Source organism: Devosia ginsengisoli (genome assembly GCF_024707105.1).
GTDB lineage: Bacteria > Pseudomonadota > Alphaproteobacteria > Rhizobiales > Devosiaceae > Devosia > Devosia ginsengisoli_A.
In genome coordinates, this window is record NZ_JANQAJ010000006.1 from 1,097,784 (window position 1) to 1,110,485 (window position 12,702).

Genomic DNA, 12,702 nt, shown 5'->3' on the forward strand with positions numbered 1-12,702 from the left:
TCCTCCCGAAATGACCGGGATGCGACAAAGGCCGAGCCAAGTGCTCGGCCTTTCGCATTTCTGGCACCATTTGCGCCCGGTGATCAAAATGCCGCCCCGCGGCGCAGCAAGCGCAAGGCCGGTTGCCTATTGCCGCCGAGTCGGCTGAACTCCGCCCCCGAAACGGGAGGCAGGCCAGTGGCACAGTTCGTCAATCAGCGCGACACCATCGTTCTCGAGGCGGTGGATGGGCTCGTTCGCTCGTCCGGCGGGAGACTGGCGCGGCTCGACGGCTATCCGCACATCAAGGTGGTCGTCCGCGCCGACTGGCAGCGCGACAGGGTGGCGATGGTATCGGGCGGCGGTTCTGGGCACGAGCCGAGCCATGCGGGCTTTGTCGGGCGCGGCATGCTCACGGCGGCGGTGTGCGGCGACATTTTCGCGTCGCCCTCGGTCGATGCGGTGCTCAGCGGCATCCTCGCGGTCACCGGCGACGCCGGGTGCCTGCTCATCGTCAAGAACTATACCGGCGACCGGCTGAACTTCGGCCTTGCCGCCGAACGGGCCCGGGCGCTGGGCAAGCGGGTGAGCATGGTGATCGTCGGCGACGACATCGCACTGCCCGACCTGCCGCAGCCGCGCGGCGTTGCCGGTACGCTGTTCGTCCACAAGATCGCCGGGGCCGTCGCGGAGCAGGGCGGCGATCTCGCGGAGGTCACGCAGGCCGCCGAGCGGGTGATCGCCGGCATGCGCAGCATCGGCATGTCGCTCGATACCTGCACGGTGCCGGGTTCCGAGCGCGAACAGCGCATTCCCGAGGGCATGGCCGAACTCGGCCTCGGCATCCATGGCGAGCCGGGCGTCGAGCAGGTGGCCTTCACCGGCGCGCACGGCGCCATCGCCAGCGTGATCGACAAGCTCGCGCCGACGCTCGCCGCCGGGCCGCAGGTGGTGCTGCTCAACAATCTCGGCGGCACGTCGGCGCTCGAGATGTCGGTGCTCGCCAACGAGCTGGCGACCTCGGCCATCGCCGGCCGGATCAGCCATATCGTCGGGCCGGCCGCCGTGATGACCGCGCTCGACATGCGGGGGTTCTCGGTGTCGGCCATGCCGGCCACGGCCGAGAACCTCGCCGCGTTGCATTTCCCTGTCGCGACACCAGCCTGGCCCGGCATTTCCTCGGTCGGTCCGGTGGCCGTGCAGTCCGTGCCGCAGCTGGTCCCGCCCGTTGCGGTCGCGGTGTCGGACAATCCCGCAGTGCGGCGCCTCGTCGTCGCCGCCTGCGAGGCGCTGATCGCGGCCGCCCCGGATCTCAACGCACTCGACGCCAAGTCCGGCGACGGCGATACTGGGTCGACGCTGGCGCTCGCCGCCCGCGCCCTGCTCGGCGCCGTCGACACGCTGCCGCTCGATGATACCCCGGCGCTGCTCGCCGCTATCGGGCGCATGCTCGGCACCACGATGGGCGGCTCGTCCGGCATCCTCCTCGCGATCTATTTCTCGGCCGCCGCCGACGCGGCAGCGTCGGGTGAGAACGTGGCGGATGCCCTTCGCGCCGGCCTTGCGCGCATGCAACAGGTGGGTGGCGCGCAACCGGGCGGCCGCACCATGATCGACGCGCTCGCCCCGGCGCTCGCGGCCCTCGAGGACGGTATCGCCGCCGCCGCCCGTGCGGCCTTCGTGGGCGCGCAACGCACCGCGACCATGACCCGCGCCAGTTCCGGCCGCGCCGCTTATGTCGGCGCCGCGCAACTGGCAGGCCACGTCGATCCGGGCGCCGAAGCGGTGGCACGGGTATTCGCGGCGCTGGCCAAATAGGCCTGTTCCACGCGCACCCTACCAAGAGCCTAGCCCGCCATCGTTGACTTCACCCTCCTCCCGCCCGGCCAATGTCCCGGTCGGGAGGAGACGACGATGCGACTTGGGATGAGCGGGTGTTTTCTGCCCGCGAACATGAACGAGCTGACGCCGGAAATGTGCCGGCGGGTGCGGGCGGCCGGGTTCTCGGCATCTTCACGCGGTTCCGCGACAATGATCCGCTGACCACGCGGCGCGAAGCCGATGCCGAGCGGCTGAAATCGCTGCTCGCCGACGAGGGCGTGGCGCTGTTCCAGACCACCGGCTACTGGCAGAACCTCGTCACCTCCGACGAGACGGCGCGGGCGCAGTCGGTGAAGGTGCTGCAGGCGGCGCTGAAGCTCTCTGGCTGGATGGGCGGCGCGCGGCATCGACACCGGCCCGGGCTCGATGAATCCTGATGGCCCCTGGTTTCCGCACCCGGACAACTGGACGGCCCAGGCCGAAGCGCAGCTGATCAGGTCGCTGAGGGAATGCGCCAGCGCCGCCGAGGATGCCGGCGTGCTGCTGAGCCTCGAATCGCATTCCTGGTGACGCCGCGCACGGCCGAGATCGCGGCGCGGATCCTCGATGCCGTCGACTCGCCCTGGGTGCGCTGCGACTACGATTCCGGCCAACTGGATCACGCTCGAGACCATCTACAACACCGGCGCAGCGGTGAACGCACCATTTCGACCTCCTCGGCCGGCACATCTGCAGTGCCCATGCCAAGGATGTCTGGGTCGAGAACCGGCTCGCCGATCCACCTGCAGGATGGCTGCCCCGGCAAGGGCGTGATGGACTTTGCGAAGCTGTTCCGGCGCATCGAAGCGCTCGACCCGGACTATCCGGTGATCGCCGAAGGCAATTCGAGCGAGGAACTGCCCGAAGTCGGCGCGCTGTTCCACCGCACCGCCGAAAAAGAGCTCGGCATCCGCATCCTCGATACCGGCGAAAGGCGGCCTGATGCGCGTCCTTCTCGTCGGCGGTGCCGGCCATGTCGGCAAGCTGATCACACCCTATCTCAAGGCAAGGCACACGATCCGCGTGCTCGACCTCGGCGATCCCGGCGATCCGGATATCGAGTACGTGAAGGGCTCGGTGCTCGACCCCGAGGCGATCCGCACGGCGCTTGCCGATGTCGACGTGTTCGTCTGGCTCGCGATGCGCAACGGGCAGGGTGGCATGGTGACCAACCAGAGCCTCGAGGACATCGTCAACAACTACGACCTCAACACCAAGGCGCTGCACCTCTTCCTCTACCTGGCGCAGGAAGCGGGGGTGAAGCGCGGGGTCTATACGAGCTCGATGAGCGTCCACTATCGCGGCCGGCCCTTCTATGCGGCCGAAGCCGACGTACCGCTCGACTCGCCCTCGGTCTACGGGCTCAGCAAGGGGCTGGGCGAAGGGATCTGCGCCTATTTCGCGCGCTGGTTCGGCACCAGCATCATCAGCCTGCGCATCTCGGGTCCGCGCTCGCGCGAAGCCTATCTCAAGGAGCGCCGCAATCCGCCGCAGCGCGCCGGCGACGGCAGCTTCGTCTATCCGCTCGACGAGGAAGACATGGCCAATGCCTATCTCGGCGCCATCGAGACGGTGGCAAAGGCGACGGAACCGGGCTTCGAGGCAGTGTTCATCGTCGCCGACGAAAACGGCGAGGAGCATGATCTCGGCAAGGCGGAACGGCTGATCGGGTGGAAACCGCAGTCGCAGCGGCTGATCTGACTGGGTGTGGTTGCGCTACGCCGCCGCGCCTGCCTCTATCACCGTCATCCGCGGGCTTGACCCGCGGACCCATCCTTGAGCGCGACCCGCACCAACGTATCGGTCCCCGGGTCGAGCCCGGGATGACGACTGAGAGATGCAGGGGAGGACCCTGCGCCAGCCACGCTATGGGCGCTAGCGAGCGCCACCTTCGAAGGGATCGACCGCGGCGTCCTCGCCAGCTCGAAGCTCCCGCTCCTATCTCACCAGTATCTCCCGCAACGCCGTCACCACGCTGTTGCCGCGCTGTTCCGGCGGACTTTCCATGCGGTTGGTTATGTAGGCGAAGCCCACCTTGTGGATGGGGTCGGCGAAGGCCACCTGGCCGCCGGCACCGTCGTGGCCGAAGCTTTTTGGCGTCAGCAGCGGGCGGGGCTCTGCGTCGAGCATGAAGCCCATGCCCCAGCGATACCAGGGCGGGCCATTGGGGTAGATACCCGGGCCGCCCGAGACCTCTCGCGTCGCGCGTTCGATGACATCCGGTCCGACGGTACGAAAGCCCTCGGTCTCTGTCACCGCCGCCGACCAGAAGGTGGCAAGGCCATCGGCTGTGGCGACGCCACCTGCGCCCGGCAATTCGGCGACGACCAGGCGGCGGTCGTTGAAGCCTCCGTTCGGGGTCGCGAGCGTCGTCGGCAGCGCCTTGCCGAAGGTCACCGCCCGCTCGGGCCAATTCGGGTTCGGCACCGGCAGCACCGGCTGGGTTGCCGGGTCCGGCGGAATGACGCTCAGGTGCGCTGGCTCGACATCGTCGTCAATGCCGATCCAGAGATCGGCGCCGAGTGGCCCGGTGATCTCCTTCAGATACGCCCCGGGCATCCTGCCGGTGACGCGGCGCACCATTTCCCGGTCAGCCAGCCATGGGTCAGCGGATGGTAGGCGTAGCCGGAATCCGGCTTGAACAGCGGCCGCTGGGCGGCCAGCGCCGCCACCATGGTCTGCCAGGTGCACAGATCGTCGACGCCGAGGTCTTGCTCAATAGCCAGCAGTCCGGCGCGATGCGACAGGGCCTCGCGCACGGTGATCGCCGCCTTCCCCGCCTGGGCAAATTCCGGCCAGTAGCGGGCGACCGGGGCGTCGTAATCGAGCAGGCCCTGTTCGACGAGGCGGGCGACCAGCAGCGACATCACGCCCTTGGTGCAGGAAAAGATCACGCCCGGCGTGTCCTGTCGCCACGGTCGGCCGGTGCGCGTGTCGGCGGTGCCGCCCCAGAGTTGCGCCACATAGTTGCCGTCGACCCGGATGGCGAGTGACGCCCCCATGCCGGGCCGGCCCGCGAAGCCGCTGGCAAACGCATCCGCCACGCGCTCGAAACCCGGCGCGACCGTGCCGTCAATGGCAATGCTCATGTGGCGTTCCCCCCCGCAATGGGCAGCACTGTGGCCGATCAGTGCGGGGATGGCGATGGGCAGAAGGGATGAGGGACGATGGTGCCCAGGCACCGGGCCCCGCCCACACCTCTCCCTTGGGGGAGAGGTCGGCGCGTAGCGCCGGGTGAGGGGCCTTCTCTGCGCTCGGTGTCCATGGCAAGGCCCCCTCACCCCAGCCCTCTCCCCCAAGGGAGAGGGGGCGATGGAAGCGCTCACAGTGCCAAACCTCACCCCACCGCCGCCGCGTCGTTGGCGATACGCCACTCGCGATAGCGCCGCCGTCCGTCCTCGAGGTGTCGGCGCATGGCGACGCGGGCTTCGTCCGGCTTGCGATCCGAGATGGCGTCGTAGATGCGCTGGTGCTCGCCGGCGATGATCTCGAGGAACTCGGCCTTGCTGCGCTCGTCGATGAAGGTGGCGCCCAGAGCCCGGCGCGGAATCAGGCGCTCGCCGACCTCGTCGACGAACAGGCGGAAGCGGTTGTTGTTGGTCGCATCGGCGATGGCGCGGTGGAAGGCGCGGTCGGCGTCGGTCGCGAGCGTCTTGTCCTTGAAGTGCTTCCTGAACTGCACCAGCGCCTGCGCCATGCGGACCAGGTTGATCTCGGTGCGGCGCTCGGCGGCGAGCCCGGCCGCCTCGACTTCGACCGCGATGCGGATCTCCATGAAGTCGAGGATGTCGCCGATCTCCTCCGGCGCGGCCATGAACAGGGCCATGCCCTTGGCGGCCGGCGGCGGGGCCTCGACATAGACGCCGCTGCCGCGCAGCGAGCGCAGGCGTCCCTCCGCCTTGAGGCTGGCGATGGCCTCGCGCACCACGGTCCGGCTCACCGAAAACTGGCGGCAGAGATCGTCGGCAGCCGGCAGGCGGTCGCCCGGTTTCAGGTGATCGGCCTCGATGAGCCGCAGGAGATCGAGCTTGACCCGATCAGTCAGGTGAAGAGTGGCAGACATTCCCGTGCTTTCCGTAGACTTCGACCGGTCGAACGGGTCGACTTCCACCGCGGTCCGACAGCGAAGTTCCCTACTTCGCTTGCCGCACCGAAAAATCTATCATACTACTTTGAAGAAGTCATAGAACAATGAGGGGGAGACATGTACGTAGGCACCCAGATGGGCGGCGGCCAGCTGGCTGAGGCCGGTGATCGCTATCTCAAGCAGCTTGCCCAACTGGGGGTCAAGCATGTTTGCATCGATCCCGAGGGCGACCCGTGGCAGTGGGATCGCGATATCCTGATGCGGCATCGCGACCGGATGGAGAGCTTCGGGCTCATCCTCGACATGGTGCAGCTGCCGCTGCCGTCATCGGGCATCGAGCGGAACCACCAGGCCCCCGGCATCGTGCTCGGGCGGCCGGGCGAGCGCGACCGCGAGATCGACGGCATCTGCCGCATCATCGAGGCGCTGGCCGAGGCCGGCATCGGGGCGGCCAAGTACAATTTCAACGTGCTGGGCATTCCGCGCACCACGTCCGAGACCGGGCGCGGTGGGCAGGTGCTGTCCACGTGGCGAGCCGACAAGGCCGAGAACGCCGATACGCTGACCATCGCCGGCAAGGTCAGCGCCGACGAGTTCTGGGAGCGCATCACCTATTTCCTCGAGCGGGTCGTGCCGGTCGCGACCACCAACAGGGTGCGCCTCGCCTGCCACCCGCACGACCCGATGACGCCGCCCGGTTTCCGCGGTTTCGAAAAGCGCGTGCTCGGCGATGCCGAGGGGCTGATGAAGTTCGTGCAGATCGCCGAGAGCCCCTATCACGGGCTCAATTTCTGCCAGGGCACGGTGGCCGAGAGCCTCGAAAACCCGCGCGAGGAAATCGGCGAGATCATCCGCTGGTTCGGCAAGCGCAAGAAGATCTTCAACGTCCATTTCCGCAACATCAAGGGCGGGCGCTACTCGTTCACCGAGGAGTTTCCCGATGCGGGCGACATGGACATGCCGGCGGCGCTCAAGATCTATCACGAGGTGGGCTATGACGGCATGATCATGCCCGACCACGTGCCGCATATCGACGCCGCCAACTCCAACGAAACCGCCTTCGCCTTCTGCTTCGGCTACATCATCGCCTGCTTCCAGGCGAATGGTTGGGATCCGTACGGCGACGGCATTTCGGGGCGGTTCGCGGTAGGGTATCGCCGAGAGGGCGTCCCCCCCTCCGCCGGGCTGGCGCCGGCACCTCCCCGCCCCGCGGGGGGAGGACCGAATGGGGCGAGATCGTGCCACAGCAAATCCTCCCCCGCGGGGCGGGGGAGGTGTCAGGCGTCAGCCTGACGGAGGGGGCGTCGATCTATCGGATACCGCCCTGGGCAGCAGCCTTCTGCGGCTTGGCGGGCTTTGCCGTCCGGGCCACCAGCAGCTTGTGCGTTTCGGCGACGCTGATGCGGAACGCCACCAGCAGGTCGCGCAGGCAGCCGACGCGTATGGCGTCGAAGCCGCTGAGGCCGGGGGCGACGCCGGCGATGGCCTCGAGCTCGTCATCGAGGCTCGACAGCAGTTTTTCTGCACGGGCAAGATGTCGCTTGGTCACGCGACCGGTGCCGGTCGCAAGTTCACGCAGACGATCGGCGTCGTCTTCCCAATCGGAGTACGACAGGCCGTCAATCACCAGCTGCGACTGGGTGGGCCGTTCTACTGTCATCGGCTACTCAATTACTACTTACGCAATGTCCGGCAGCCACCAAAGTGGCTACCGATCATGGCAGAAGATAGAATGGAACACCGATTGTCTACCCGACCCGCCGGGTAAGGTTATTTCTCAGGCGTGGGCGGCGATCAGGCCGCGCAGCACTTCACGCTCGCTGGCATCGAGTTCGGTCAGCGGGGTGCGGACCTTGCCGGCACCGTGACCGACGAGCTCGGCGCCGGCCTTGATCATCGATACGGCATAACCGCGCTTCTTGTCCCTCAGCTCGATCAGCGGCAGGTAGAAGCTCTTCATCAGCGCATCGATCGTGGAATTGTCGCGCTGGCGCACGGCCCGGTAGAAGCGCAGGGCCAGCTCGGGCACGAAGTTGAACACGGCCGACGAATAGGTGGTGACGCCCATTTCGAGATAGGGCTGGGCGAAGACCTCGGCCGTCGGCAGGCCGCCGACATGCACCACGCGGTCGCCCATGCGGTGGGCGATGCGCTGCATCAGCTGCAGGTCGCCGATGCCGTCCTTGTAGCCGATCAGGTTAGGGCAGGTTTCCGCCAGCTTCTCGAGCCCGGCGGGAGAGGGCGGGAATTGTCGCGGGCGTAGTAGATGACGCCGATGCCGACGGCATTGCAGATCGCCTGCATGTGGGCGATGACGCCCGCCTCCTCGGCGAACATCAGGTAGTGGGGCAGCACCAGGATACCGGCAGCGCCGGCCGCCTCGGCGCGCCGGGCGAGGTCGACGGCCATGCGCGTGCCGTAGCCGACACCGGCCAGCACCGGCACGTCCTTGTGGCTGTTCTCGACCGCGGTGCGGATCACCGCGTCGTACTCGTCATAGCCGATGGAGAAGAACTCGCCGGTGCCGCCGGCGGCGAACTGTCCGGCTGCCTCGTAGGACGAGAGCCACTGCAGGCGCTGGGCGTAGCCAGCCGCATAGAACTCGCCGTCGGCGCCGAAATCGGTGACCGGAAACGACAGCAGCCCCGAGCCGATCTTGGTCTTGATCTCGTCAAACGTCATCGGTGCTCTCCCGTCCGCATCGGAAATTAGTATGATTACTTTCGACTATCACCGCCGACGCACGGGTGTCAACGCGACGCAAGTGGCTTTCCGCCGCCGCGTTTTTGCCACAGGCAGTATGATTGGTCGTTGACAGCGCCCGGATAGAACTACAGATTGACGTACGTTCGGCATCAGAACTTGAGAAGCCGGCGACCGGGCAACGTTCCGGAGGAGGGAGGGCGACGTGCAGCACACGATGTGTGTCCATTTCATTTCGTCCAGCCGCGGCCAACGAGGGTCACGGCAGCCATTCCCATTGCACAAATTGCCAGGCGACTTGCCGTGCCAGGAGGACGCATCGCTTTGACGATCTGACAGTCTCGTTTGGAGACCCGGCGCGCGGTTGAGGGACTGGCCGTCGGGATACGAGAAGAAAATGTGGAGGAGACATTCATGACCAAAGACAAATTCAGCCGCCGCGACATTCTGCGGGGGCTCGGCGGCGGTAGGCGCCGGCATCGTGCTGGGCGCGAACGGATTGCCCGTTTTCGCCCAGGATGCGCCCAAGCCCGACGAGGCCCTGCCGGTCGGCGACAAGAGCAAGCTGACCGTCATTCACCGCACCGAGTATTTCGAGGCGGCGCAGACGGCCTTCCGCGACACGGTGCAGGCCTTTGCCGATTCCAAGGGCGTCCAGCTCGACATCTCGACCACCAACCCGGAATCGTTCGGCGACTTCCTCGGCAAGACCGACTGCCGCGGTGAAGGCCGGAAACCCGCCGGATTTCGCCTACACCTCGAACGTTTCGATCAGCCAGCTGCACATTCTCGACCTCGTCGAGGACGTGACCGACGTGGTCGACGAGGCGATCGCCAAGTACGGCGCCATCATGCCGGGCCTCAACGCCGCCAAGACGGCGCAGTTCGACGGGCGCTGGAAGGCCATCCCGCTGATCGGCACGACAACGGGCTACTACGCCCGCGGCGACAAGCTCAAGGAAAAGGGCATCGACCCGGCATCGCTCAAGACCATCGTCGATCGCCGCGAAGCGGCGCTGGCGATCTCGGGCCCGGATTTCTACGGCTGGGGCTTCACGCCCAACCAGTCGGGTGACGGCTTCGGCTTCCTGATTGCCGTGGTGCAGGCGTTCGGTGGTCACTTCACCGACGAAGCCGGCCAGGTGGTGACCTTCGATACGCCGGAGACGGTCGCGGCCTTCGAGTTCCTGCGCGAAACCTACGACCGCAACGGCAAGTATGCCGCCATGCTGCCGCCGGGTGTCGAAAGCTGGAACGACACGGGCAACAACGAAGCGTACCTGGCGGGCCAGATCGGCTTCACCCAGAACGCCTTCTCGATCTATGCCCAGGCCAAGCGTGACAACAATCCGGTCTATCCGAACACGCTGCTGCTGCAGGCCCCCGCTGCGATCAACGGCGACAGCCGCGATGGCGGCAACGTCGGCGGCTGGATGACCATCTTCAAGGGGGCGCCGAACGTGGCGCTCGCCAAGGAGCTGGCGCTCAACCTGCTCGATCCGGCCAACTTCTCCAAGATCGCGGCGCTGGGCAGCGTGCTGTTCACACCGGCCTACCAGAACCTGTGGACGCCGGAACTGCTTGCTGCAGAACCGAACCTTGCGACCATCAAGCAGGCGGTGGATGTGCAGGATCCGTTCCTCGGCCAGTCCTGGCCGGCGAACCCGAACGCCGGTGTCGACGCCATCCGCGCCCAGGGCGTGCTGGAGCAGTCGGTCGGCAACGTCATCTCCGGTCGCATGTCGCCCGCCGATGCCGTCAAGGATGCGCACAACAAGATGCGCGACATCTTCGAAGAAGGCGGCATGCCGCAGCCGTAAGGGCAGCGATGCCTCGAGGCGGGGACGGTCAGCCGCCCTCCGCCCATATCCCCGCGCCGGATGAGGTTGTCACATCGTGATGCCCGGCCGCGCCAACTCCTGCACCCGAGCCACCAGGGTGCTTCAGCTGGAAGGAGGCTTGACCATGGACAAGCGTATCACTCTCGACATGCCCGTCAGCGGCACAAGCACTGCCGCGCGTCCGCGGTTCAAGCTCAAGAACATCCTGGGGCGCGACTGGCGCATCGCCTACCTGTTCGTGCTGCCCATGGTCCTGCTGATGGCGGGCCTGATCTTCTGGCCGTTCATTTCGGCCATCCTGATGTCGATGACCACCTTCAACTTCAACACCGGCGACACGGTGCAGGTGGGCTTGCGCAACTATCAGCGGCTCTACACGAACTCGGACTACCTGCTGAGCCTCAGCAACACGATCAACTTCACCTTCTGGTCGCTGAGCATCAAGTTCGTGACCGGCATGACCATCGCCATGATCCTTCATTCCAAGCTGCCCTGGCGCAACCTGATGTCGGCGATCATGCTGCTGCCCTGGATCGTGCCCGAGATCGTCACGGCGCTCGCCTGGAAGTCGATCTACGACCCGCTGTTCGGCGGCCTGAACCCGATCCTGCAGGGCATGGGCGTCATCGACAAGCCGCTGGGCTGGCTGTCGGATTCGAACCTCGCGCTCGGCAGCGTCATCGCGGTGAACGTGGAAGGGCATTCCGTTCTTCACCCTGCTGCTGCTGGCCGGCCTCAAGGCCATCGATACCGAGCTCTACGAATCGGCCGAAGTCGACGGCGCCAACGCGGTGCAGCGCTTCCGCTACGTCACCCTGCCGGGCATGCGCTACGTCATCCTCGTGGTGCTGCTGCTGAGCTTCATCTCGACCTTCAACCAGTTCGGCCTCATCTTCCTGATGACCGGCGGCGGCCCCGTCGGGCGCCACGCGCCTCTATTCGATCCTCGCCTACGAGAAGGCGATCGGCTCGCTGCAATACGGCCCGGGTTCGGCGATTGCGCTGTCCGTCGCGCCGCTGATGGCCTTCCTCATCTACCTGCTGAGCAAGTATATGCGGCATGACGAGCGGGCCGCGGGCGTGCAGAAGAAGGGGCTGGGCATCGGCAAGTTCTTCGGCGCCCTGTTCAGCCGTGTGCTCGATGTCTTCTTCTGGCCGTTCTCGACATGTTGAACCGTGGCATCGAAAGCCTCGGCCAGGCGCTGCGCAAGCGCATGACCGGCTCGGCAGCAAAGCCCGTGTTCAAGCCCAAGGAGCGCGAGCGGATGGGCATCGGCCTGCGCATCCTGATCCTGTTGCCGATCATGGTGTTCGTGCTGTTCCTGTTCTACTGGGTGATGATCACCTCGTTCAAGACCACCAGCCAGATCAGCCAGCGGCAGTCGATCTTCTGGCCCAACCCGCCGACGCTGAGCCAGTACCAGGAGCTGCTGTTCGGCTCGCCGTTCCTCCACTGGCTGGGCAACTCGGTGCTGATCGCGGCGCTCTCGACGGTCATCTCGGTCGCCATCGCGGCACTCGCGGCCTATGCGCTGACCCGGCTGAAGTTCCTTGGGGCGGGGCTGCTGACCACGGCGATCCTGATCACCTACCTGTTGCCGGGTACGCTGATCTTCATTCCGCTCTACCAGACGCTGAGCGATCTCGGGCTGATCAACAGCTACGGTGCGCTGCTGACCACGTATCCGACGTTCCTCGTTCCCTTCGCCACCTGGGTGCTGATCGCCTACTTCCGTTCGATCCCGGTGGAGCTCGAAGAGGCCGCGATGATCGACGGGGCGAGCCGGCTCTATGCCTTCGTGCGCATCACGCAGCGCCGGCGGCGCCGGCCCTGCTCTCGGTCGCGCTCTTCGCCTTCACCAACGCGTGTGGAACGAGTTCCTGTTCGCCTTCGTGTTCATCACGTCGGAATCGCTCATGACCCTGCCGATCGCCTGCAGTCCATGGTGGTGGGCGATATCCCGCCCTGGGGCGAACTGATGGCGGCCCTCGCTGCTGACCGCAATCCCTGTGGCGATCCTCTACATGTACGCCCAGAGGTTCCTCTCGTCGGCGGACTGACCGTGGGCGCGGTGAAGGGGTAGGGATCCCGCGTCCTCCCCTTTCCCGGACCCTCTCCCCAGCGGGGAGAGGGGGATGCAAGACGAACTGGCTGTGCCACATCGCCCCCTCTCCCTGTTGGGGAGAGGGCTGGGGTGCGGGGCAGTAGCGGAGCACTCCATTGCCATCCAC

At 66.4% G+C, this 12,702-nt stretch carries 10 protein-coding genes and 3 pseudogenes; 9 read left to right on the forward strand and 4 right to left on the reverse strand.

Going from position 1 to position 12,702, the window contains the following annotated elements:
* The first annotated feature begins 177 nt into the window (after window positions 1-177).
* The 4 genes from NVV79_RS09340 (at window position 178) to NVV79_RS09355 (ending at window position 3,540) form a co-directional block, all read left to right on the forward strand.
* A complete protein-coding gene (locus NVV79_RS09340; protein WP_303988292.1) occupies window positions 178-1,797 on the forward strand; it encodes a dihydroxyacetone kinase subunit DhaK in 1,620 nt (539 codons plus the stop codon).
* Window positions 1,798-1,913: 116 nt separating this feature from the next.
* Window positions 1,914-2,237, forward strand: a complete 324-nt coding sequence (locus tag NVV79_RS09345; protein WP_303988294.1) for a hypothetical protein — start codon at window positions 1,914-1,916, stop codon at window positions 2,235-2,237.
* Window positions 2,227-2,370: a hypothetical protein gene (locus tag NVV79_RS09350; protein WP_303988296.1), complete on the forward strand. Its 144-nt coding sequence runs from the start codon at window positions 2,227-2,229 to the stop codon at window positions 2,368-2,370. Before NVV79_RS09345 ends, NVV79_RS09350 begins: the two co-directional genes overlap by 11 nt.
* A 411-nt stretch (window positions 2,371-2,781) precedes the next feature.
* The gene (locus NVV79_RS09355; protein WP_303988298.1) at window positions 2,782-3,540 is read left to right on the forward strand and encodes an NAD(P)-dependent oxidoreductase; all 759 of its coding nucleotides are present in this window, start codon (window positions 2,782-2,784) and stop codon (window positions 3,538-3,540) included.
* Window positions 3,541-3,777: 237 nt separating this feature from the next.
* On the opposite strand, the pseudogene NVV79_RS09360 reads toward NVV79_RS09355, so the two are convergent.
* Window positions 3,778-4,928: pseudogene (locus NVV79_RS09360) on the reverse strand (serine hydrolase domain-containing protein).
* Window positions 4,929-5,176: 248 nt separating this feature from the next.
* Window positions 5,177-5,902: a FadR/GntR family transcriptional regulator gene (locus tag NVV79_RS09365; protein WP_303988300.1), complete on the reverse strand. Its 726-nt coding sequence runs from the start codon at window positions 5,900-5,902 to the stop codon at window positions 5,177-5,179.
* Between the two features lie 141 nt (window positions 5,903-6,043).
* Here NVV79_RS09365 and NVV79_RS09370 point away from each other — a divergent pair.
* Window positions 6,044-7,027, forward strand: a pseudogene (locus NVV79_RS09370) (mannonate dehydratase); the annotation flags it as partial.
* Window positions 7,028-7,235: 208 nt separating this feature from the next.
* Here NVV79_RS09370 and NVV79_RS09375 read toward each other — a convergent pair.
* Together NVV79_RS09375 and kdgD are read right to left on the reverse strand one after the other, a co-directional pair.
* Window positions 7,236-7,586, reverse strand: a complete 351-nt coding sequence (locus tag NVV79_RS09375) for a hypothetical protein (protein ID WP_303988302.1) — start codon at window positions 7,584-7,586, stop codon at window positions 7,236-7,238.
* Between the two features lie 117 nt (window positions 7,587-7,703).
* Window positions 7,704-8,608, reverse strand: a pseudogene (gene kdgD / locus NVV79_RS09380) (5-dehydro-4-deoxyglucarate dehydratase).
* A 743-nt stretch (window positions 8,609-9,351) separates the two neighbouring features.
* Here kdgD and NVV79_RS09385 point away from each other — a divergent pair.
* From NVV79_RS09385 to NVV79_RS09400, 4 genes are all read left to right on the forward strand, one after another.
* Window positions 9,352-10,449, forward strand: coding sequence for an ABC transporter substrate-binding protein (locus tag NVV79_RS09385; protein ID WP_369684711.1), 1,098 nt, complete (start codon window positions 9,352-9,354; stop codon window positions 10,447-10,449).
* 764 nt (window positions 10,450-11,213) lie between these two features.
* On the forward strand, window positions 11,214-11,534 hold the full coding sequence (locus tag NVV79_RS22610) for a carbohydrate ABC transporter permease (RefSeq protein WP_369684715.1): 321 nt from the start codon (window positions 11,214-11,216) through the stop codon (window positions 11,532-11,534).
* Entirely contained in the window at window positions 11,491-11,643 is a 153-nt protein-coding gene (locus NVV79_RS09395; protein WP_303988308.1) for a hypothetical protein, read from the forward strand. Before NVV79_RS22610 ends, NVV79_RS09395 begins: the two co-directional genes overlap by 44 nt.
* Window positions 11,637-12,554, forward strand: a complete 918-nt coding sequence (locus NVV79_RS09400; protein ID WP_303988310.1) for a carbohydrate ABC transporter permease — start codon at window positions 11,637-11,639, stop codon at window positions 12,552-12,554. The genes NVV79_RS09395 and NVV79_RS09400 overlap by 7 nt, the downstream gene beginning before the upstream one ends.
* The last annotated feature ends 148 nt before the right edge of the window (window positions 12,555-12,702 follow it).

Bases quoted from the DNA above. Each gene is read 5' to 3' on its own strand.
- NVV79_RS09395 (WP_303988308.1), top strand. From the start codon at position 11,491: ATGGCCTTCCTCATCTACCTGCTGAGCAAGTATATGCGGCATGACGAG.
- NVV79_RS09365 (WP_303988300.1), bottom strand. From the start codon at position 5,902: ATGTCTGCCACTCTTCACCTGACTGATCGGGTCAAGCTCGATCTCCTG.
- NVV79_RS09400 (WP_303988310.1), top strand. From the start codon at position 11,637: ATGTTGAACCGTGGCATCGAAAGCCTCGGCCAGGCGCTGCGCAAGCGC.
- NVV79_RS09350 (WP_303988296.1), top strand. From the start codon at position 2,227: ATGAATCCTGATGGCCCCTGGTTTCCGCACCCGGACAACTGGACGGCC.
- NVV79_RS09355 (WP_303988298.1), top strand. From the start codon at position 2,782: ATGCGCGTCCTTCTCGTCGGCGGTGCCGGCCATGTCGGCAAGCTGATC.
- NVV79_RS09375 (WP_303988302.1), bottom strand. From the start codon at position 7,586: ATGACAGTAGAACGGCCCACCCAGTCGCAGCTGGTGATTGACGGCCTG.